At 65.1% G+C, this 18,921-nt stretch carries 21 protein-coding genes; 13 read left to right on the forward strand and 8 right to left on the reverse strand.

Going from position 1 to position 18,921, the window contains the following annotated elements; translation table 11 throughout:
- Window positions 1-127: 127 nt before the first annotated feature.
- Entirely contained in the window at window positions 128-733 is a 606-nt protein-coding gene (locus tag AC07X6_RS08850) for a LysE/ArgO family amino acid transporter (RefSeq protein WP_070312363.1), read from the forward strand.
- Here the strand turns inward: AC07X6_RS08850 and AC07X6_RS08855 are convergent, their stop codons facing one another.
- Window positions 734-2,149, reverse strand: a complete 1,416-nt coding sequence (locus AC07X6_RS08855) for a coniferyl aldehyde dehydrogenase (protein ID WP_494790704.1) — start codon at window positions 2,147-2,149, stop codon at window positions 734-736.
- Window positions 2,150-2,337: 188 nt separating this feature from the next.
- On the opposite strand from AC07X6_RS08855, the gene trxC reads away from it, so the two are divergent.
- The 5 genes from trxC (at window position 2,338) to AC07X6_RS08880 (ending at window position 5,131) form a co-directional block, all read left to right on the forward strand.
- Window positions 2,338-2,790 carry a thioredoxin TrxC gene (gene trxC, locus AC07X6_RS08860; RefSeq protein WP_494790705.1) on the forward strand — a complete coding sequence of 151 codons (453 nt, stop codon included), beginning with the start codon at window positions 2,338-2,340 and terminating at the stop codon, window positions 2,788-2,790.
- Window positions 2,791-2,860: 70 nt separating this feature from the next.
- Window positions 2,861-3,382, forward strand: a complete 522-nt coding sequence (locus AC07X6_RS08865) for a MarR family winged helix-turn-helix transcriptional regulator (RefSeq protein WP_230541024.1) — start codon at window positions 2,861-2,863, stop codon at window positions 3,380-3,382.
- Entirely contained in the window at window positions 3,379-4,125 is a 747-nt protein-coding gene (locus AC07X6_RS08870; RefSeq protein WP_494790706.1) for a HEAT repeat domain-containing protein, read from the forward strand. Before AC07X6_RS08865 ends, AC07X6_RS08870 begins: the two co-directional genes overlap by 4 nt.
- A 17-nt stretch (window positions 4,126-4,142) precedes the next feature.
- Window positions 4,143-4,478 carry a DUF6616 family protein gene (locus AC07X6_RS08875; RefSeq protein ID WP_494790707.1) on the forward strand — a complete coding sequence of 112 codons (336 nt, stop codon included), beginning with the start codon at window positions 4,143-4,145 and terminating at the stop codon, window positions 4,476-4,478.
- A gap of 62 nt (window positions 4,479-4,540) precedes the next feature.
- Complete coding sequence (locus AC07X6_RS08880) at window positions 4,541-5,131, forward strand: DUF1287 domain-containing protein (RefSeq protein WP_474290625.1); 591 nt, start codon at window positions 4,541-4,543, stop codon at window positions 5,129-5,131.
- Here the strand turns inward: AC07X6_RS08880 and pdxR are convergent.
- Window positions 5,100-6,572 (reverse strand): MocR-like pyridoxine biosynthesis transcription factor PdxR, encoded by a 1,473-nt coding sequence (gene pdxR / locus AC07X6_RS08885; protein ID WP_494790708.1) that lies wholly within the window; start codon window positions 6,570-6,572, stop codon window positions 5,100-5,102. The two genes, AC07X6_RS08880 and pdxR, sit on opposite strands and share 32 nt — an antisense overlap.
- A 103-nt stretch (window positions 6,573-6,675) precedes the next feature.
- Here pdxR and AC07X6_RS08890 point away from each other — a divergent pair, with 103 nt between their 5' ends.
- Together AC07X6_RS08890 and AC07X6_RS08895 are read left to right on the forward strand one after the other, a co-directional pair.
- Window positions 6,676-7,116, forward strand: a complete 441-nt coding sequence (locus AC07X6_RS08890; protein ID WP_494790709.1) for a carboxymuconolactone decarboxylase family protein — start codon at window positions 6,676-6,678, stop codon at window positions 7,114-7,116.
- A 77-nt stretch (window positions 7,117-7,193) separates the two neighbouring features.
- A complete protein-coding gene (locus AC07X6_RS08895) occupies window positions 7,194-7,490 on the forward strand; it encodes a hypothetical protein (RefSeq protein ID WP_230540888.1) in 297 nt (98 codons plus the stop codon).
- A 127-nt stretch (window positions 7,491-7,617) separates the two neighbouring features.
- Here the strand turns inward: AC07X6_RS08895 and AC07X6_RS08900 are convergent, their stop codons facing one another.
- Window positions 7,618-8,805 (reverse strand): multidrug effflux MFS transporter, encoded by a 1,188-nt coding sequence (locus tag AC07X6_RS08900; RefSeq protein WP_494790710.1) that lies wholly within the window; start codon window positions 8,803-8,805, stop codon window positions 7,618-7,620.
- A 189-nt stretch (window positions 8,806-8,994) separates the two neighbouring features.
- Between AC07X6_RS08900 and epsC the strand changes: the two genes are divergently transcribed.
- The gene (gene epsC, locus AC07X6_RS08905) at window positions 8,995-9,933 is read left to right on the forward strand and encodes a serine O-acetyltransferase EpsC (RefSeq protein ID WP_494790711.1); all 939 of its coding nucleotides are present in this window, start codon (window positions 8,995-8,997) and stop codon (window positions 9,931-9,933) included.
- Between the two features lie 97 nt (window positions 9,934-10,030).
- Here epsC and AC07X6_RS08910 read toward each other — a convergent pair whose 3' ends face one another.
- From AC07X6_RS08910 to AC07X6_RS08930, 5 genes are all read right to left on the reverse strand, one after another.
- Window positions 10,031-10,510 (reverse strand): META domain-containing protein, encoded by a 480-nt coding sequence (locus tag AC07X6_RS08910; protein ID WP_494790712.1) that lies wholly within the window; start codon window positions 10,508-10,510, stop codon window positions 10,031-10,033.
- A gap of 73 nt (window positions 10,511-10,583) precedes the next feature.
- On the reverse strand, window positions 10,584-11,483 hold the full coding sequence (bla, locus tag AC07X6_RS08915) for a subclass B3 metallo-beta-lactamase (protein WP_494790713.1): 900 nt from the start codon (window positions 11,481-11,483) through the stop codon (window positions 10,584-10,586).
- Between the two features lie 86 nt (window positions 11,484-11,569).
- The gene (locus AC07X6_RS08920) at window positions 11,570-12,961 is read right to left on the reverse strand and encodes an LLM class flavin-dependent oxidoreductase (RefSeq protein WP_494790714.1); all 1,392 of its coding nucleotides are present in this window, start codon (window positions 12,959-12,961) and stop codon (window positions 11,570-11,572) included.
- A 3-nt stretch (window positions 12,962-12,964) separates the two neighbouring features.
- Entirely contained in the window at window positions 12,965-13,792 is an 828-nt protein-coding gene (locus AC07X6_RS08925; protein ID WP_494790715.1) for a MetQ/NlpA family ABC transporter substrate-binding protein, read from the reverse strand.
- 21 nt (window positions 13,793-13,813) lie between these two features.
- Window positions 13,814-15,028 carry an acyl-CoA dehydrogenase family protein gene (locus AC07X6_RS08930; RefSeq protein WP_494790716.1) on the reverse strand — a complete coding sequence of 405 codons (1,215 nt, stop codon included), beginning with the start codon at window positions 15,026-15,028 and terminating at the stop codon, window positions 13,814-13,816.
- Window positions 15,029-15,284: 256 nt separating this feature from the next.
- On the opposite strand from AC07X6_RS08930, the gene ssuE reads away from it, so the two are divergent.
- From ssuE to ssuC, 4 genes are read left to right on the forward strand one after another with little or no spacing between them, the layout of a single operon-like run.
- Window positions 15,285-15,905 carry an NADPH-dependent FMN reductase gene (gene ssuE, locus AC07X6_RS08935; protein ID WP_494790717.1) on the forward strand — a complete coding sequence of 207 codons (621 nt, stop codon included), beginning with the start codon at window positions 15,285-15,287 and terminating at the stop codon, window positions 15,903-15,905.
- Window positions 15,906-15,929: 24 nt separating this feature from the next.
- Window positions 15,930-16,940: a sulfonate ABC transporter substrate-binding protein gene (locus AC07X6_RS08940; RefSeq protein ID WP_494790718.1), complete on the forward strand. Its 1,011-nt coding sequence runs from the start codon at window positions 15,930-15,932 to the stop codon at window positions 16,938-16,940.
- 17 nt (window positions 16,941-16,957) lie between these two features.
- Window positions 16,958-18,118, forward strand: coding sequence for an FMNH2-dependent alkanesulfonate monooxygenase (gene ssuD, locus AC07X6_RS08945; RefSeq protein ID WP_494790719.1), 1,161 nt, complete (start codon window positions 16,958-16,960; stop codon window positions 18,116-18,118).
- A 1-nt stretch (window position 18,119) separates the two neighbouring features.
- The gene (ssuC, locus tag AC07X6_RS08950; protein WP_494790720.1) at window positions 18,120-18,911 is read left to right on the forward strand and encodes an aliphatic sulfonate ABC transporter permease SsuC; all 792 of its coding nucleotides are present in this window, start codon (window positions 18,120-18,122) and stop codon (window positions 18,909-18,911) included.
- Window positions 18,912-18,921: the final 10 nt, after the last annotated feature.

The raw sequence follows: 18,921 nt of genomic DNA on the forward strand, positions 1-18,921 counted from the left end.
CAACTCCACTCTCCCGCGCGGTCCCCCTGGTTCCGCACCACCCTCCACCTACCTCTGATGACTTTGCCGTTGCCGGCAGAGCGTGGGCGGCCGTGCGCGTGATGGAAAGCAATGGAAAGGAATCGATATGGACAGCGCAATTTTCTTGAAAGGCATGGGGCTCGGGGCGAGCCTGATCGTGGCCATCGGCACGCAAAACGCCTTCTTGCTCAAACAGGGCTTGAAACGCCATTACGTGCTCACCTGCATCCTCGTCTGCCTGTTGTGCGATGCGATTTTAATCACGGCCGGCGTGGCCGGCATGGGCACTTTTATTGCCGACAACCCCAATTTCCTGTTGTGGGCCAAGGCCGGCGGCGCCACCTTCCTGATCGCCTACGGCTTGCGCGCCGCCAAGTCGGCCTGGCGCCCGACGGCCATGACGGTATCGGCCGCCAAGGCGCCTGAAGGCTACTGGGCCGTGATCGGCGCGGCGCTCGCGTTCAGCTTGCTGAACCCGCACGCCTTCCTCGACACGGTCATTCTGCTCGGTTCGATCGGCGGCCAGCATGAAGGCGTGGGACGTTTCTACTTCGCCGGCGGCGCCATCATGGCCTCGGCCCTGTGGTTCTTCCTGCTGGGCTTTGGCGCCCGCTACCTGGCGCCCGTGTTTGCCAAGCCCATGGCCTGGCGCGTGCTCGACGGCATCATTGCCCTCGTCATGTGGGCCATCGCCGCCTCGCTGTTCCTGTAATCAGCGGGTCAGGAAGTTCAATACGCGGCTGGCCAGCTTGCCATATGGCGGCCGCAGCAGTGCCAGGGCGCTGTAGCGCGCCTGGTAGAACACGGGGCGCAGCTTGCTGAAAGTGTGAAAACCTTCGACGCCGTGGTAGTGGCCCATGCCGGACTCCCCCACGCCGCCGAAGGGCAAGTCGTGCTGGCCCACGTGGAACAGGGCGTCGTTGACGGACACGCCGCCCGACATCACCGTGTCGATCAGCATCTGCACGGTCTGCTTGTCGTTGCTGAAAGGATAGATGGCCAGCGGGCGCGGCCCCCCGTTGATGCTGGCGATCACCGTGTCCAGATCGGCATAGCCGCGCAGGGGCAGGATGGGGCCGAAGATTTCCCGCGTCAGCAGCAGGCTGTCTTCGGGCGCGCCCAGCACGATGTGCGGCGCGATCTTGCGCGTGGCGCGGTCGTACGCCGGCCCCGGCAGCAGCGAAATCACTTGCGCGCCCCGTTCCCGCGCTTCATCCAGCGCCTGCAGCAGGCGCTCAAAGGCGGCTTCGTCGATGATGGACGTGTAATCGGGCGTATCGAGCCGCGGGTAGCGCGTGGGCATGATCCGGCGCGCATGCTCGACGAAGGCGGCGATGCCGGCCTCGGGCAGCCAGGCGTGGTCGACGCTGGTGCAGATTTGCCCCGCGTTCAGGTATTTGACGAACAGGATGCGCTCGGCAGCCGTGCGCACGTCGAAATCGGCGCAGACGATGGCCGGCGCCTTGCCGCCCAGCTCCAGCGTGACGGGGCACAGATTCTGTGCGGCCGCCGCCATGACGGCGCGGCCCGTCTGGCCGGACCCTGTAAACAGCAGGTGGTCGAACGGCAGTTGTGAAAACGCAATACCTACGCCGCCCGTCTCGTCAACAAACTGCAGCTTTTCCGGCGGGAAATAGGCGGGCATGGTCTCGATCAGCAGCCGGGCCAGGTGGCGCGAGTTCTCGCTCATCTTGACCATGGCGCGGTTGCCGGCGGCAAAGATGTAGGTCAAGGGCACCAGACTCAGGTTGACGGGGAAATTCCACGGCACGATGACGCCCACCACGCCCAGCGGCTGGGGAATGACGCGGTTGCGGGCGCCCGGGAAATTGCGCCAGTCCACACTGCGGCGCTGCGGCTGCATCCATTTTTTCAACTTTTTCAGTACATGATCGATGCCGTCGATGGCGGGGAATATCTCCGCCAGCAAGGTTTCGTGGTGGGAACGGTTGCCATAGTCGGCGTTGATCGCCTCGCACAATGCCAGCTTGTGGTCGCGGATATAGCGCTGCAGGGTTTGCAGGTCGCGCTTGCGCTCGGCGAACGTGGGAATGGGGTGCGCCAGGCAGGCGGCGCGCTGGCGTGCCAGGATGGCGTCGAGCGCGGCGTGCGCCGGGGGAGCGGTCATGTGCATGGGTTTCCTCGCGTGGGCTGGCGGTGTCGTCCCGGGCAGGGTACAGCAATCGGGCAATGATGCCTATTCTGTAGTATTTATGGTCAAGCAACAATTGTCTGTTGTGCGCGCCGCCATGGCCGGCGCGAATCGCCGTAGAATGCCTGATTGAGCGCTTTAACCAGCTTGCATCCAGGAATGCCATGACCTCGACCACGCCAGACTCGCTGCACATCGTGTGCCCCCATTGCGACGCCGTCAACCGCCTGCCGGCCGCCCGGCTCACGGAGCAGCCCACCTGCGGCAAGTGCCAGAAGGATTTGTTTACGGGCCAGCCCGTGGACCTGGCCAGCGCCCGTTTCCTCAAGCATATCGCGCGCAGCGACATTCCCGTGCTGGTCGACTTCTGGGCGCCGTGGTGCGGCCCGTGCCGCAGCATGGCGCCATTCTATGTGCAAGCCGCCAGGACCCTGGAACCGGCGTTCCGCGTCGTCAAGGTGAATACGGAAGCGTCGCCTGACCTGGGCAGCCGTTTCAATATCCGCAGCATTCCCACCCTGGCCCTGTTTTTGCGCGGCGTGGAAGTGGCGCGCCAGCCGGGCGCCATCGATGCGAATGCCATCATCGCGTGGGCAAGGGGCAAGGCGCATTTCTAGGCGCAGGGGAAAGCCGTTCAGGTTTTCCATTTGACATTTAATATGGTGCCATATTATATTGTGCCATATGATAAAACTCGCACAGAAATACACGGCCCTGCTCGGTGACGTCCAGCGCCGCGCGCTCGGCGCGGATCTGCCCGCATCCATCGGGAGGCTGCGCCTGTGCTTTGAAGTGCTGGGGCTGGCGTCCGCCATCGATGGCGATTGCGCCACGCGCCTGGGCCGGCATGGCTTGTCGGAAGGCAAGTTTGTCTTGCTGTCCTTGCTGCGCGACGTGCCCGAGGGGCTCTCCCCGCACGAACTGGCCGAGCGGGCCGGCGTGACGCGCGGCACCATCACGGGCTTGCTCGACGGCCTCGAACGCGACGGTTTCCTGGCGCGCCACGCGGACCAGTTCGACCGGCGCAAGCTGCTGGTGCGCCTGAGTGCCAAGGGAAACATGGCTGCCGCCACCCTGGTCGATGAGCACGCGCAGTGGATCGCCAGCCTGTTTGCCGATTTCACGCCAGAAGAAATGCAGTTGTTGAGTGGATTGCTGGAAAAAGCCTGGCGCAAGACGGATAAGGGTGAAATGCAGGGTGCTGCATGAGCCGTGGCGTCGCCGATATCGCTCCCGCCCGCCTGGCCCTGCTGAACCAGGGAATGGTGGCCAGCACCACCCTGACGGAAGGGTTGGCCATCGATTTTGCCCAGTTGCTGGCTGCCGCCGTGCCCGCTATCGGCGGGGCACGGCTGGAACAAATGCGGGCCCAGGCCGCCGCGGGTATCACCAAGCGCATGCTGCTGGCTGGGCAATTGCTGCTCGATGCCAACGTTGACCTGGCTCAATTGCAAGGCCATGTTTCCGACACGGTGCGCGGCTGGGCCTGCTTTGCCATCGCCGACCAACCCGGCTTGACCTTGCCGCAACAGCTGGCCGCCATGCGGCCGCTGGCCGACGATGGTCACTTCGGCGTGCGCGAATGGGCCTGGCTGGCGCTGCGGCCCCGGCTGGCCGAGCATTTGCCTGACGCCATCGCGCTGCTGGCGCCATGGACGGCGGACCCGTCGGAAAGAGTGCGGCGCTTTGCCTGCGAAGCGCTGCGCCCGCGCGGCGTGTGGTGTGCGCACATTGCCGAGCTGAAGGAAGAGCCGCAGCTGGCCTTGTCCCTGTTGCAGCCCCTGCGCGCCGACCCGGCCGTCTACGTGCAGGATTCCGTGGCCAACTGGCTCAACGATGCGGCCAAGAGCCGGCCGGACTGGGTGCGCAGCCTGTGCGCGCAATGGCTGCTGGAAAGCCCTGTTGCCGCCACGGCCCGCATTTGCAAGCGGGCCCAGCGTTCACTTTCTTAATTGTTTGGAGGAAAAACATGCATTATCTGTTGGAACTGTACAGCCCGAAACCGGCCTGGCTGGCCCTCGACGGCGCCGCGCGCCAGGCGTATTTCGCCACCGTGGGCGCCGGCATGGCCGCCTTGTTGGGCACGGGCGCCGAAGCGCTGGCCATGGGCGCCGTCGATGGCGGCAAGCTGCATGCGGCTGCCCAGCAATTCTATGCCGTCTGGCGCTTCCCGGACGAGGCAGCACTCGACGCCTTGCTGGCCGGTATCGCCGCCACGGGCTGGCATGATTATTTTGATACCATCAATGCGGCTGGCCCGGCCGTGGATTTCCCTGCCCACCTGGCGCAGCTGGCCGCCGTCTAAGCGTCCGACGTTTTCCTTGCCGCTGAGGTAAAGTTGGCATTTCCATCCGATTATCGACGTTGATGCCAATCAAACTGCTTTCCACCCTGATGCTTGCCCTGGCGCCCATGCTGGCGTCGGCAGCCCTTGCCACCCCGCAAGCGCTGGTTGCCGCCGCCCGCAGCCAGGTGGGCGTGACCCTGCAGTACGACCCGCGCTATGAGCGCCTCGCCTATCCGGGCGGCGACGTGCCGCTCGAGCGGGGCGTGTGCACGGACGTGGTCGTGCGTGCCTACCGTAAACTTGGGCAGGATTTGCAGGTGCTGGTGCACGAAGACATGCGCAAGGCATGGCAGGTGTACCAGCAGCAGGGGCGCTGGCAGATGAAGGGGCCGGACCGCAATATCGACCACCGGCGCGTGCCGAACCTGGGTACCTACTTTGCCCGCCACGGCACCAGCCTGCCTCCAGCCACGCAAGCGAGTGCTTACCGCGCGGGCGACATCGTCACCTGGCGCCTGCCGCGCAACCTGACCCACATCGGCATCGTCAGCGACAAGCAGTCGTGGAGCGGCGTGCCGCTGATCATCCACAACATCGGCGAGGGCGCGCGCGAGGAAAATATTTTATTCAGCTATCCGATCACGGGGCACTATCGCTGGCAACCCCGCTGAGGGGCAAGGGCGCCATCTCTTGCAGGATCGCCAGCACCCTGGCCAGCGCCGTGTCGATATCGAGCTTGTCGATGGCGCCATAGCCGAGGAACAGGCCTTCGTGGCGGGCGGGGCCGTGGTAAAAGCTGGCCAGCGCATACAGACTGACGTCGGCCAGGCGTGCCCGGCGCAGCAATTCGGCGATATCGAGCGGTGCCTGCGCCAGCGCCGCCACGTGGAAGCCGGCGCTGGCCGGCACCAGGCGGAACCACGGCGCCAAGGGGCCGTTGAACCAGTGCAGCAGCCGCTCGCGGCGCCCCGCATAAATGTCATGGCAGCGGCGGATATGCCGCAGCAAATGGCCGTCCAGGATGAACCTGGCCAGCGCATGCTGGCTCAGACTGGCCGTGTGGCAATCGCTCAGGTATTTCACCGTCTGCATGGCGGCCACGAGGGCTTGCGGCAGCACAACATAGCCCAGGCGTAATTCCGGCAGCATGATCTTGGAAAAGCTGCCCACGTGGGCGACGACGCCATAGCGGTCCATGCTTTGCAGGGAATCCTCGGGCCGGCCTTCGTAGCGGAAGGCGCTGTCGTAATCGTCTTCGATGATGATGGCGCCCAGTTGGTGCGCCCGTTCCAGCAATGCATGGCGGCGCGCCAGGCTCATCGGCATGCCGAGCGGAAATTGATGGGCGGGCGTGACATAGATCAAGCGCGTGCCGTCCGGGATTTGCGCGACGACAAGGCCATCCTCGTCCACTTCGATGCCCACCACGCGCGCGCCCAGGCTGGCGAACACGGCGCGCGCCACCGGATAGCCGGGTTCTTCCACGGCAACCGTGTCGCCCGGTTCCAGCAGGGTCAGCGCGAGCAGGTGCAAGGCTTGCTGCGCGCCGCTGGTGACGAGTACTTGCTCCTCGGTGCAATGGATGCCGCGGCTGAAGGCGGCATGACCGGCAATCGCCGCGCGCAAGGCCGGCAAACCCTCCACGGGGCCGTAGCGGCCGCGCGCCTGGCCGCTCTGGCGCAGCGCATGCAGCATGCAGGCGCGCCATGCATCCTGCGGGAAATGCGCTGGCGTGGCGCGTCCGCCGATGAAGGCGTAGCGCGCCGGCTCTTCCTGGCTGGCGCGCCGCAGGGGCGTGGGCGTCGCTTCCCAGCGGGCGATGCGCTGCGCGCTGGCCAGCGGCGTGCTGGCATGGCGCCGCTGCGGCGAGGCATGCGGCGTCTGCACGAAGCTGCCCACGCCGACTTTTCCTACCAGCAGCTTTTCATAGCCGAGCTTGTCATACACGTCGGACACCGTCTTGCGCGACAGGCCCAGTTGGCTGGCCAGCAGGCGCGAAGGCGGCAATTGCTGGCCGTCCGTCAGGCGGCCCGAGCGGATGGCTGCGCTGAGCTGGCGGTACAGCTGGCCGCCCAGGTCGCGCGTGCCGTCGATCAGGATATGTAATTCCATGGAGTATCTGTAGGTGGTCTGCCGTTTTTCGGCGGGATTGGCCTGCCGCGCGCGTTATTCGCGCTTCTACAATGGCGCATCTCTCATTATTAAGGAATACATCATGACACAGCAACGACTCGACTTCACGCAAGCTTCGCCCGACGCCGTCAAGGCCATGTATGCGCTGGAAGCGGCGATCGCCAAACTGGGCGTGGAACACACGCTGCTCGAGCTGATCCGCCTGCGCGCCTCGCAAATCAATGGCTGCGCTTTTTGCGTGGACATGCACACGAGCGACGCGCGCAAGGCGGGCGAAACGGAGCGCCGCCTGTATGCCGTCTCCGTCTGGCGCGAAACGCCGTTCTTCACGCCGCGCGAACGGGCCGTGCTGGCCTGGACGGAAGCGCTGACCCTGCTGCCGCAAACCCAGGCGCCCGATGACGTGTACGCGGCGCTGGCGGAACAATTGACGCCGGCAGAAATGGTCAACGTCACCCTGGCCATCGGCTCCATCAATACCTGGAACCGCCTGGCCGTGGGTTTCCGCAAGATGCCCGAATAACTGTGTGTTCGTTCGCGAACAGACGCCTGGCCTGCCCCTGCGTAGTCTGGCAAGACACTGTCAGCGGAGGAATAGCCATGGAAGTCAATATCAGCGAAGTAATGGAAAAGACGCCGCAGCAGCAGGAAGAAGCGCGCCGCGAATTCATCGCGGAACTGTGGCGGCGTTTTGAAGCCTTGCAGGAATGGGCCGTCAGCCACTGGCCGGACCAGCAGCATCCCTTGAGTTCCGCCGATTTCGTCGAGACGCGCAAGGAGATATTGAGTTTGCGCTCGCCGGCAGGTTCCTTGAACCAGCCGGCGCAGCAGCATGCGGCGGAACCGGAGCAGGGCGGGGCGCAATATCTGGATGTGACGCCAGCCCCCTGGCCTTGAGGAGCGCCTGAGAAAACGTCCATGACTGCGTTGCCGTGCCTGGCCGTACTAGCGTACTGCCTGCGGCACGGCGCCTTGTCCTGAACGTTTTTCAGGTGCCCCCGTCCTGAAAAATCCGCTGTAAAAGTTACTGCTTGACCACTTCCGCTTTCTTGCCCTGCGCAAACACCCAGCAAACCAAACTCACCAGCAGCCCCGCCATCACGCCATACGCCAGATTCAGCGCGCTGTCGAACAGCAGCGGCGCCACCAGGCCCGAGACCAGCGCGAACAGCAGCATCTGGATGAACGATTGCATCGACGACGCCAGGCCGCTGTTGTTGGGGAAGTGGTTCAGGGCCATCAGGGTCATCGGCGGCATGGCGATGGACAGGGCGAACGAGTAGAAGAACAATGGCAGCACGGCCCACGGCACTTCGGCCGCAAAGAAGTAGTTATAGCCGATGTTGGCCAGCGCGGCGACCAGCATCAGGATGAAGCCGGCCCAGATCATCTGGCGCTGGCTGTAGCGGTGGGCGATTTTCGCCGACAGGGCCGAACCGAACACCATGCCGCTGATCAAAGGAATGAACAGCCAGGCGAAGGCCGTTTCCGGCAGGTGCAGGATGTTGATGATGAAGTAGGCGGCCGAGCCGATGTACAGCGCGAAGCCGCCAAACGCCGCGCCGATGGCCGTCGACAGCAGCAGGAACTGGCGGTGGCACAGCACTTTCCAGTAATTGACGGCGATGTCGCCCAGGTGGAAGGCGTGGCGCTGTTCCTTGGGCAGGCTTTCCGGCAGCGCGCGCCAGACGACGACGAACATCAGCACGCCGAAGGCCGTCAGGAACCAGAAAATCCAGCGCCAGCCCAGGCTGACCTGCAGCCAGCCGCCCAGCACGGGCGCGATGGCCGGCGCCAGCGCGAACACCATCATGATGTGCGAGAGGATTTTTTGCGCGGCGGCGCCCGAATAGCGGTCTTGCACGATGGCGCGGCCGATCACGGAGCCGGCGCCTGCCGACAGTCCCTGCAGCACGCGCCAGGCCAGCAGCCAGCCCAGCGACGGCGCCAGCGCGGCGCCCACGGAGGCGATCACATACAGCACCAGCGAGACGAGAATCACGGGACGGCGGCCGAACGAATCGGACAGGGTGCCGTAAAACAGCATCATGAAGGCGAACGTGAACAGGAAAAAGCTCAGGGTTTGCTGCACCAGCAGGGGGCTGGCATTGAAATCTTGCGTGATGGCGGGGAAAGACGGCAGATAGGTGTCAATTGCAAGCGGTCCGACCATCGCCAGGCCCGCCAAAATCCAGGTTAATAATTTAGTCATGTTGAAGAGTGTTTTTGTTAGTCCGTCATTTTACGCTAGTGGCTGGAATCGGGTCCGGTGCCGCGGCGGTTTGCCATCTATATGCGTTTTTCGCATATAGAACCTTGAAATTCTTCGTTTGCATCGCTTGCCGTCACCGCTAAGCTGGGGCGACCCGGCTTGTTTGCCATTTTCTGGAAGTGATACGCCATGCACAGCATTTATCCCGCGGCGCCCGCCGACGACACGGCCCAGTGGAACCTGGGACCCGTGATCCAGGCCTTGCGCAGCTCGCGCGAAGACAAGCACAAGATCCGCCATAACGGCAGGGTGCGCGAACTGCCGTCGCGCGAAGCGCTCACCACCATCGTCAACGGCCTGTCGGCGGCCCTGTTCCCCACGCATTACGGACGGCCGAATCTGACCGATGAAAGCATCGACTATTTTGTCGGCGATACCCTGAACACCACCCTGAACCGCCTCAGCGAGCAGGTGCGGCGCGGCTTGCTATTTTCCATACCAGCTGGCGATGAACAGAACGGCGCCAGCGACGATGCGGCTCTGGCGCAGCAGGCGCGCGACATCACGCGCGCGTTCGCCGCCAGCCTGCCCGACATCCGCGCCCTGCTGGTGTCGGACGTGCAGGCCGCCTACGCGGGCGACCCGGCCGCCACCTCGGTGGCCGAGATCATGCTGTGCTATCCGGGCACCATCGCCATTCTGTACCATCGCCTGGCGCACCGCCTGCATTTACTCGGTGCGCCTTTCCTGGCGCGCCTGATCGCCGACATCGCGCACACCCTGACGGGCATCGACATCCACCCGGGCGCGCACATCGGCGCCTCCTTCTTCATCGACCATGGCACGGGCGTGGTGATCGGCGAGACGGCCATCATCGGCCAGCGCGTGCGTTTGTACCAGGCCGTCACCCTGGGCGCCAAGCGTTTTCCCGCCGATGCTTCCGGCGCGCTGATCAAGGGCACGCCGCGCCACCCCATCGTCGAGGACGACGTGGTCATCTACGCGGGCGCGACCGTGCTGGGGCGCATCACCATCGGCGCGGGATCGACCATCGGGGGGAATGTGTGGCTGACGCAGAGCGTGCCGCCTGAGAGTAACGTATCGCAGGCGCAGATGCGCAACGATTAGGTGTGGCGAAAGGGGAGTAAGCCCAGAGCTAAGGCTGGGGTCAGACCCGGCGGTCTGACCCCACAGCTTTGGCGTGGCGCCTGGCTTTGCAAAAACCTTACTTCACCGTCAGCGCTTCATACCGCGCCACGGGCACGCCATCCTTCAGCAGCAGCAATTCCTGGTCCGCATAGCGGTAGCCATTGACTTCGCCCAGGGTGGTCAGGAGTTCGCGTTCGAGATCCATGTCCTGCGGCTGGCACATCATCATGGTGCCGGCCATCTGCCCGAAGGACAGGGTGCTGACGCCATCGCTGGTGTAGCCGCCCATCATCTGGTTGCAGCCGCTGTGGCCAGCGGCGCGGCCTTCGGCCAGCAGCAGGGTCACTTCGCGCTGCTCGGGCGCCTTGCGCACGATTTTCTTGCCCTTCAATTCCTTCAGCTTCCACTGCGTGCCCGTCAGCTTCGGCGCCGGCTTGGCGGGCGAGGTGGCGCCTGGCGCGGCGGCGGCAGCGTCGCTGCGCACGGGCGTTTGCGCGCAGCCGGCCGTGATGGCGACGATGGCGGCGAGGGGGATCAGTCTGGCGATATTGAACATGGCATTTCCTTCTTCAAATGAATGGCGCCAGATTAGCAGATCGGCGCCGCGCCAGCGTGCACGGTTGACAAGCCTACCGCTCCTGCTCCAGCCGCGCCTCGAGCAAGGTGCGCGCCGCCGCCGCGTAGGCGCGGCAGGCTTGCTGGTCGACGAAGGCCTCGCTGCCGGCCGTGGCGCTCGCCTCCAGCCGTTCCCATAGCTGCGACGCCTCCGGATGGGCGGAGATCAGCACGTCGCAAGGCAGTTGTTCCAGGGTCTCGAAGCTGCGGCGCAGGTCGTCCACCGCGTTCGGATACTCGCTGCTGGCGCTGAACTTGAAGCCGGGGCGCGAAACGGCGTTGAGACTGTCCGCGTAGACCATGTTCAGGCAGCGGGGGCCGTCGCACGATTGCCACGTCCAGCTCAGGCCTCCGGGCGTGTGGCCCGGCGTGGCGTGCGCCGTCAGTTGAATGGGGCCGACATTGAACTGGCCGCCGTCGCGCGCCAGGCGCATGTCCTTCACGGGCGGGTACTTGGGCAGCGCGTGGTATTGCGGGTCGTCCGGCCCCACTTCGCCCGACGCCAGATCCAGCGCGGCCGACGGGCTGGCGGCCACCAGCGCATTGCTGCGCCGCTGCAGTTCGGCCAGGCCGCCCGCATGGTCGATATGACCGTGCGAATTGAGTATCAGCTTGACATCCTCGATGCGAAAACCCAGCGCGCCGATGTTGGCGATGATCTTCGGCGCCGATTCCGGCAAGCCGCCGTCGATCAGCACATGGCCCTGCGGTGACGTGATGAGCACGGAACTGAGGCCTTTCACGCCCACATAATAGGTATTGCCGAAGATGCGGAACGGCGTCTGGTCGGCATTCCAGGCGGCGCAGACGTCGCAGCCAGGCGTCGGCGGCGTGGCTGGCTCCTGCGCCAATGCCAGGGCGCCATGGCCTGCCAGCAGCGCCACTGCCAGCGCGCGTGTAAGAGTGGGGGGCATTGCGATCCTTATCCGTGTTGCCAAGGTGGCGTATGCTGACACGGAACGGGTCTGGATGCAAATGCCCGCGGGGACGCGGGCGGCGTTCAGGCCGCGGCGAGCGTGGCCTCGTCTGGCGCGATGCTGACCTGGCGCCCCGCGTGATCGGCCGGCAGGCGCGGACCCTGGCCGAAGACCTTGTGGCGCAGGGTGCCTTCCTCGTAGGCGGTGCGGTAGCGGCCGCGCCGCTGCAGTTCCGGCACGATGTGGGTCACCACGTCGGCCATGCTGTCGTGCGCCACGGCGAAGGCGAGATTGAAGCCGTCGATGCCCGTCTCGTCCAGCCACGCTTCCAGCTGGTCGGCCACCTGGCGCGCATCGCCCACCAGCACGGGGCCGCGCCCGCCCAGGCCGATGTATTCGGCTGCCTCGCGCACCGTCCACGTGCGATTCGGGTCGGCCTGGCTGAACGAGGCCAGCGCCGAGCGCCCGGCCGGGGAATCGATGTAGTCGATGGTGGCGTCGAGCGGGTAGCGGCTGAAATCGACGCCCGTCCAGCCCGACAGCAGCACCAGCGCCGCCTCGATATTGACGTGGCGCAGATAGTCGGCGTGTTTGGCGCGTGCCTCGGCTTCCGTGGCGTCCGTTATGATCAGCGCCTGGGCGTAGATCAGCAGCGCGTCGCCATCGCGTCCGGCCAGCCGCACGGCGGCGCGCAGGTCGTCGGCGTAGCGTTTCACTACCGTCTTGCTGGGGCCACTGACAAACGTGGCTTCCGCATGGCGCGCCGCAAATCGCGTGCCGCGCGGCGAGGTGCCCGCCTGGTACAGCAGCGGCGTGCGCTGCGGCGACGGCTCGCACAGATGGATGCCGGGCACCTGGTAGTGGCGCCCGGCATGGTTGATCGGATGTACCTTGGCCGGATCGGCGTAGATTGCGCGCGCCTTGTCGTTGACGACGGCGTCGTCGTCCCAGCTTTTTTCCCACAGCTTGTAGACGACTTCCAGGTATTCGTCGGCCAGGTCGTAGCGTTCGTCGTGGCCCAGCTGCTGTTGCAAGCCCAGGTTGCGCGCCGCGCTGTCTAAATAGCCGGTAACGATATTCCAGCCGATGCGTCCACCCGTCAGGTGGTCGAGGGTGGAGATGCGCCGCGCGAACGTGTACGGATGTTCGTAGGTGAGGGCGCAGGTGACGCCGAAGCCCAGGTGCGTGGTGGCTTGCGCCATGATGGGCACGAGGGCCAGCGGGTCGTTCAGCGGTACCTGCACGCCGTGTTCCAGGGCCGCATCGAGGCTGCCCCGGTACACGTCATACACGCCCAGCACGTCGGCCAGGAACACCGCGTCGAACAGGCCCGCTTCCAGCAGGCGCGCCAGCTCCGTCCAGTGCGCAGGATCCGTATAGCGGTGGCTGCGGTCGCGCGCATGCGTCCACAGTCCCGGCGACTGGTGGCCGACGGTATTCATCTGGAAGGCGTTGAAGCGTATCGTCTTGGCCATGGCTTATTTGGCCGCCGTCTGCAAGGCTTGCTGGTAATCGGGTTTCGAATAGCCGGCAAAGTGTTTATTGGTGATGTCGAGGAATTCGCGCGAGCGGTAGGCGGCGGCCAGGTCCTTGGCGAACTGCTTGTCCTTGTCCGCCGCGCGGATGGCCACCAGGTTGACGTAGTTGGGCGAGATTTTCTCTGCCACCAGCGCCTCCGTCAGTTTCAGCCCCGACGCCAGCGCGTAATTGCCGTTGATGAATGAGTAATCGGTGTCGCCCAGCGAGCGTGGCAGCTGCGCCGCTTCCAGCGGCAGCAGCTTGATTTTCTTCGTATTGACGGCGATATCCTTTTCCGACGCGCGCACGGGGTCGAAGCTGGCGCGCAGCTTGATCCAGCCCAGCTGGTCGAGCAGCACCAGCGCGCGCGCCTGGTTGGTCGGGTCGTTCGGCAAGCCCACCGTCGTGCCTTCCTTCACGTCGTCCAGCGTCTTGTGCTTCTTGCTGTAGATGGCGATCGGCGCCGTGGGTATCGTGATCAGATCCGTCAGGGCCAGCTTGTGCTCCAGCGCGAATTTCTTCAGGTAGACGATGTGCTGGAACACGTTGGCGTCCAGCGAACCCTCGGCCAGCGCGAAGTTCGGCTGGATGTAGTCGTTGAATTCCACCAGCTTGACCTTGTAGCCCTGTTTTTCCAGGATGGGCTTGATGCCCAGCTTGATCTGGTCCGCGTACGGCCCGGCGCTGGTGCCGATGGTGATGTCTTTCGGGTCCTTGGCGTGGGCGAAGCTGGCCGTCAAGGCCAGGGTCAGGGCGCTGAGGAGGATGCTGCGGCGGGCGATGGTCATGGTGGCTCCTTGGTGAGTGAATTATGAATATGCCGTCGGCTCGGGCACCGTGCCGGTCAAGGCAAAGCGTCCCAGGTCGCGCAGCTTGTAGTCGATGGGGTCGTGCAGGGTATGCACGCGTACGTTGCGCCAGTAGCGGTCGAAGCCATATTGGGCCGAGGTGGAACGGGCGCCCGTCAGCTCGAACATCTGGCTGCTGATTTCCACGCCCGCCTTGTGCGCCAGGCATTTGGCTTCGGCCACGGCCACGGCCAGCAAGCCCCGTTCGCGCGCCGTCACCAGCGCGCCCTTGCGGAAGACCTTTTCCAGTTCCTGCGCCGCCGCGTCGACCAGTACTTGCGCGGGGCGCAGCAAGAGCCACAGCTGGCCATAGCGGTGTTGTACCAGAGGGTCGTCCGTTGCCTTGCCCACGCCCGAGGCAAACCAGGCTTTCGCCTGTTCGTCCGTGTACTGGCGCGCCGCCTCGAACGCGCCTTCGGCGATGCCCAGGTATAAATTCGCCATGATCAGCTGCGCGATCTGCGAGCGCACCGTGGCTTGCGGCGTGGCGGCCTGCGCGGGCGCCTGCAGCACCAGCTCATGCGGCAGATGAACTTGTTGAAAATGCACGTTGCCGCTATCTGTCTGGCGCTGGCCGAAGGCGTCCCAATCCGCCTGCACGCTCACGCCGTCCTGGCGCGTGGGCAGGGCGGCGATCAGCGCTGTCTGCGTGGGCGCGTGCCAGGCGGAGACGGTCAGCCAGTCGGAACCGACGGAGCCGGAAGCAAAGCTCTTGATGCCGTCGAGGAGATAGCCGTCGCCGCTGTCGGTCGCCGTGACCCGCTTGTCGAGGGGGTTGAGGGCATTGCCCCAGAACAGGCGCTCGTCGACGGTCAAGGTGAGCAGGCGGCGCTGCTGCTGCGCGCTGCCATACAGCTGCAGGCCGGCCAGCTGCAGATGGTGGAAGCCGAAGACGTGCGCCAGCGCGCTGTCGGCGCGGGCCAGGATGCGGATCACCTGGTACACGAGGGGCCACGACGCGCCCTGACCGCCGAATTCCACCGGGATCGACAGGGTCAGCAAACCCGATTCACGCAGCCATTCGCGTTCCTGCGCCGCATGGCCGCCCGCCTGGTCGCGGGCATTGGCCGTTTCGGCCAGGCGCGCGGCCAGCGACGTGGCGATGCTGATGGCGTCCCGCAGGGGTTCCGGCACAGGCGGCTGGGGACGGGCGGCATGGAGAAAAACGCTAGACATGAGTGACATTCCAGAAAGACGATGAGGCCGATATTGCACCGCTCCGCGTGCGCCGTACACGAAGAAAACCGCGCATGGATATGCGAAAAAAAGCCGCGCGGCTGCCGGCGCCATGGCGTGCGGGGCGTCAGGCCCGGATAGTCAAAAAACGCATATCGAAGCGCGAAAGCATTCGTTCTAACGCGCTCCTGATGGCGATAGGCTGCAAGCATCCAAGTAGCCAAATCAAATCATTACGTACAGGGACGGGCATCACATGAGCATCTTGTTATTGGGCGGTAGCCCGCAACTCCCATCGAGTTCCAGCCGCCTGCTGCTGCATATCGGCGAACAGCTGGCGCTGCAGGGCCACAGCTACGCCCAGCTGCATGTGCGCGACCTGCCGGCGCGCGCCCTGCTGCAGGCCGACTACGACGACGCGGCGATCTCCCGCGCCGTGCGCGCCGTGGCCGATGCCGACGCCATCGTGATCGCCACGCCCATCTACAAGGCGTCGTATACAGGATTGCTGAAAGCCTTCCTCGACCTGCTGCCGCAAGATGGCCTGGCCGGCAAACTGGTGCTGCCGCTGGCCACGGGCGGCGGCCATGCCCACACCCTGGCGCTCGACTATGCGCTGCGTCCCGTACTGCATGCGCTGGGCGCCAAGCAGGTCTTCACCAGCATCTATGCCAATGCCCAGCAGCTGGCGTGGCACGAAGAGCGGGGCTTGAGTCTGGACGCGCCGATTGCCGAACGCGTGCAGGCCGGTATCGAGGAACTGTCCAGCGGCCTGTTCGTGCTGCAGGGACAGCGCCCGCCCGTGCCCGCCGGTATTTCGGTACCCGTGCGTTCGCTGCAAGACCAGCCCTACGCGCGCCACTATCAAGCCGCCTGATTATTCACCGACCAAGGAACTGCCATGACACACCGCCACGCACAACGACTCTCGCGCCGTACCACCCTGGGCCTGCTGTTTGCCGCCGCCGCCGGCGTGATGGCGGCCGGCATGCCGGTCGCGGCGCAGGCGCAGGCCAAGGGGGAAGTCCAGGTGCAGGTACGTATTGGCTACCAGAAATACGGCACATTGACCTTGCTCAAAGGGCGCGGCACCCTGGAAAAACGCCTGGCCGAGCAGGGCGTGGGCGTGAAATGGACGGAATTTCCGGCCGGCCCCGTGCTGCTGGAAGGCCTCAACGTGGGCAGCATCGATTTCGGCACCGTGGGCGAGGCGCCGCCGATCTTTGCGCAGGCGGCCGGCGCCAACCTGGTGTATGTCGGCAATGAACCGGCGTCGCCCGCCAGCGAAGCCATCGTCGTGCCCAAGGGTTCGGGCCTGCGCACCCTGGCCGACTTGAAGGGCAAGAAAATCGCCCTGAACAAGGGCTCGAACGTGCATTACCTGCTATTAAAAGCGCTGGAAAAGGCAGGCGTCGCGTACGCCGACATCCAGCCCGTCTTCCTGCCGCCGGCCGATGCGCGCGCCGCCTTTGAACGGGGCAGCGTGGACGCGTGGGCCATCTGGGACCCGTTCCTGGCGGCCGCTGAAAAGCAGCTGGGCGCCCGCGTGCTGGCCGATGGCAAGGGCCTGGTGGCGAATTACCAGTTCTACCTGGCCTCGCGCACGTATGCGGAAAAAAATCCCGAAATCCTGCGCATCGTGCTCGATGAAGTGGCCAAGGTCGATGACTGGGGCCGCAACAATCCGGACGAGGTGGCGACGATTTTGTCGGCACAGACGGGGCTGGGCAAGGAAGTCGTGGCGCTGGCCGCCTCGCGCTATGCCTACGGCGTCAAACCCGTGTCGCCCGACGTCATCGCCTCGCAGCAAAGGGTGGCCGATGCCTTTTCCAGCCTGAAGCTGATCCCGAAACCGATCGTCGTCAAGGACGCGCTGCTGCCGGCGCGCCAGCTGGCTGCCAGCTCCAAATAACGAAAGAAAGAAACGTCATGTCATTGAATGTCTTCTGGTTTATTCCCACCCACGGCGACAGCCGCTACCTGGGCACGTCGCAGGGCGCGCGCCCCGTCGATGCCGATTATTTGCGCCAGGTGGCCGTGGCCGCCGATACGCTCGGCTACGACGGCGTGCTGCTGCCGACGGGCCGCTCCTGCGAAGACGCGTGGGTGGTGGCCTCGTCCTTGATCAGCGTGACGCAAAAGCTCAAATTCCTGGTGGCCGTGCGCCCCGGCCTGTCCACGCCCGGCCTGGCCGTGCGCATGGCGTCCACCTTCGACCGCCTGTCGAACGGACGCCTCTTGATCAACGTCGTCACGGGCGGCGACCAGGGCGAGCTGGAAGCGGACGGCCTGTTTGCCGACCACGCCAAGCGCTATGAAATTTCCGATGAATTCATCAAGGTGTGGCGCGCCACGCTGGCGGGCGAGGGCGGCGCGGCCGGCTACGACTTCGAGGGCAAGCATATCCAGGTGAAGGGCGCAAAAACCCTGTATCCGCCCGTGCAGAAACCGTATCCGCCGCTGTATTTCGGCGGTTCGTCGGAACCGGCGCACGAACTGGCGGCCGAGCAGATGGACGTCTACCTGACGTGGGGCGAGCCGCCGGCCGCCGTCGCCGAGAAAATCGCCGACATCCGCGCGCGCGCGGCAAAAAAAGGCCGCACAGTCCGGTTTGGCATCCGATTGCACGTGATCGTGCGCGAAACCAACGAGGCGGCCTGGCGCGCGGCCGATGAACTGATCAGCCACCTGGACGACGACATCATCGCCAAGGCGCAGGCGGCGTTCGGCAAGATGGATTCCGTGGGCCAGCAACGCATGGCTGCCCTGCACGGCGGGCGGCGCGACAAGCTCGAAGTATCGCCGAATCTCTGGGCCGGCGTGGGCCTGGTGCGCGGCGGCGCGGGCACGGCCCTGGTCGGCGACGGCCCGACCGTGGTGGCGCGCATGCAGGAATACGCGGACCTGGGCATCGACACCTTCATTTTCTCCGGTTACCCGCACCTGGAAGAGTCGTACCGCTTCGCCGAACTGGTATTTCCGCTGCTGGGCAAGGGCAAGGCCTTGGGCGAGCAGTCCTTGAGCGGCCCTTTCGGCGAAGTCATGGCCAGCAATATCGTGCCGGCCGCGCCGCAGAAAAAGGCGGCCTGAGATGGCGGCGGCCGCCGTCAAGAGGCTGTCCGGCACGCCCTGGCGTCATGCGCTGGCGCCGTGGGCCTTGCCCGTGGCGCTGCTGCTGGCCTGGCAGCTGGCCGCCCAGTGGGGCTGGCTGTCGAGCCGCATTCTGCCCGAGCCGTGGGCCGTGGCGAAAGCCTTCTGGCACCTGGCCGCATCGGGAGAGCTGTGGCTGCACCTGAAAACGAGCTTGTGGCGCGCGACGGTCGGTTTTGCCGTCGGCGCGGGACTGGGCTTGCTGCTGGGGTTATTGACGGGCAGCTTCCGCCACGCGGAAACCCTGCTCGACACGACATTGCAAATGGTGCGCAACATCCCTGCGCTGGCCCTGATCCCGCTGGTGATTCTGTGGTTCGGCATCGACGAGACGGCGAAACTGTTCTTGCTGGCCGTCGGCGTGTTCTTTCCCGTCTACCTGAATACCTTCCACGGCATCCGCTCGGCCGACCAGGGCCTCATTGAAATGGCGAAAAGCTATGGCCTGTCGGGCTGGCCTTTGTACCGCGACGTGATCCTGCCGGCCGCCATGCCGTCTATCCTGGTCGGCGTGCGCTTTTCGCTGGGCCTCGTGTGGGTGCTGCTGATCGTCGCCGAAACCATCTCGGCGCAGGCCGGCATCGGCTACATGACCATGAATGCGCGCGAATTTTTGCAGACGGACGTGGTGCTGGTGGGGATTTTGCTGTACGCCTTGCTGGGCAAGCTGGCCGATTGGTTCTCGCGCCGGCTGGAACGCCACTGCCTGCGCTGGAATCCCGCCTACCGCTAATGATTGAAGA

This window comes from Janthinobacterium sp. GW460-12-1-14-LB5 (assembly GCF_059423585.1).

Excerpts from the sequence above, each read along its gene's own strand:
- AC07X6_RS08895 (WP_230540888.1), top strand. The coding sequence starts at position 7,194 with ATGGAAGTCAATATCAGCGAAGTAATGGAAAAGACGCCGCAGCAGCAG.
- AC07X6_RS08920 (WP_494790714.1), bottom strand. The coding sequence starts at position 12,961 with ATGGCCAAGACGATACGCTTCAACGCCTTCCAGATGAATACCGTCGGC.
- AC07X6_RS08890 (WP_494790709.1), top strand. The coding sequence starts at position 6,676 with ATGACACAGCAACGACTCGACTTCACGCAAGCTTCGCCCGACGCCGTC.
- AC07X6_RS08855 (WP_494790704.1), bottom strand. The coding sequence starts at position 2,149 with ATGACCGCTCCCCCGGCGCACGCCGCGCTCGACGCCATCCTGGCACGC.
- ssuD (WP_494790719.1), top strand. The coding sequence starts at position 16,958 with ATGTCATTGAATGTCTTCTGGTTTATTCCCACCCACGGCGACAGCCGC.
- pdxR (WP_494790708.1), bottom strand. The coding sequence starts at position 6,572 with ATGGAATTACATATCCTGATCGACGGCACGCGCGACCTGGGCGGCCAG.
- trxC (WP_494790705.1), top strand. The coding sequence starts at position 2,338 with ATGACCTCGACCACGCCAGACTCGCTGCACATCGTGTGCCCCCATTGC.
- AC07X6_RS08925 (WP_494790715.1), bottom strand. The coding sequence starts at position 13,792 with ATGACCATCGCCCGCCGCAGCATCCTCCTCAGCGCCCTGACCCTGGCC.
- AC07X6_RS08875 (WP_494790707.1), top strand. The coding sequence starts at position 4,143 with ATGCATTATCTGTTGGAACTGTACAGCCCGAAACCGGCCTGGCTGGCC.
- ssuC (WP_494790720.1), top strand. The coding sequence starts at position 18,120 with ATGGCGGCGGCCGCCGTCAAGAGGCTGTCCGGCACGCCCTGGCGTCAT.
- AC07X6_RS08910 (WP_494790712.1), bottom strand. The coding sequence starts at position 10,510 with ATGTTCAATATCGCCAGACTGATCCCCCTCGCCGCCATCGTCGCCATC.
- bla (WP_494790713.1), bottom strand. The coding sequence starts at position 11,483 with ATGCCCCCCACTCTTACACGCGCGCTGGCAGTGGCGCTGCTGGCAGGC.
- epsC (WP_494790711.1), top strand. The coding sequence starts at position 8,995 with ATGCACAGCATTTATCCCGCGGCGCCCGCCGACGACACGGCCCAGTGG.
- AC07X6_RS08900 (WP_494790710.1), bottom strand. The coding sequence starts at position 8,805 with ATGACTAAATTATTAACCTGGATTTTGGCGGGCCTGGCGATGGTCGGA.
- AC07X6_RS08930 (WP_494790716.1), bottom strand. The coding sequence starts at position 15,028 with ATGTCTAGCGTTTTTCTCCATGCCGCCCGTCCCCAGCCGCCTGTGCCG.
- AC07X6_RS08880 (WP_474290625.1), top strand. The coding sequence starts at position 4,541 with ATGCCAATCAAACTGCTTTCCACCCTGATGCTTGCCCTGGCGCCCATG.
- AC07X6_RS08940 (WP_494790718.1), top strand. The coding sequence starts at position 15,930 with ATGACACACCGCCACGCACAACGACTCTCGCGCCGTACCACCCTGGGC.
- ssuE (WP_494790717.1), top strand. The coding sequence starts at position 15,285 with ATGAGCATCTTGTTATTGGGCGGTAGCCCGCAACTCCCATCGAGTTCC.
- AC07X6_RS08850 (WP_070312363.1), top strand. The coding sequence starts at position 128 with ATGGACAGCGCAATTTTCTTGAAAGGCATGGGGCTCGGGGCGAGCCTG.
- AC07X6_RS08870 (WP_494790706.1), top strand. The coding sequence starts at position 3,379 with ATGAGCCGTGGCGTCGCCGATATCGCTCCCGCCCGCCTGGCCCTGCTG.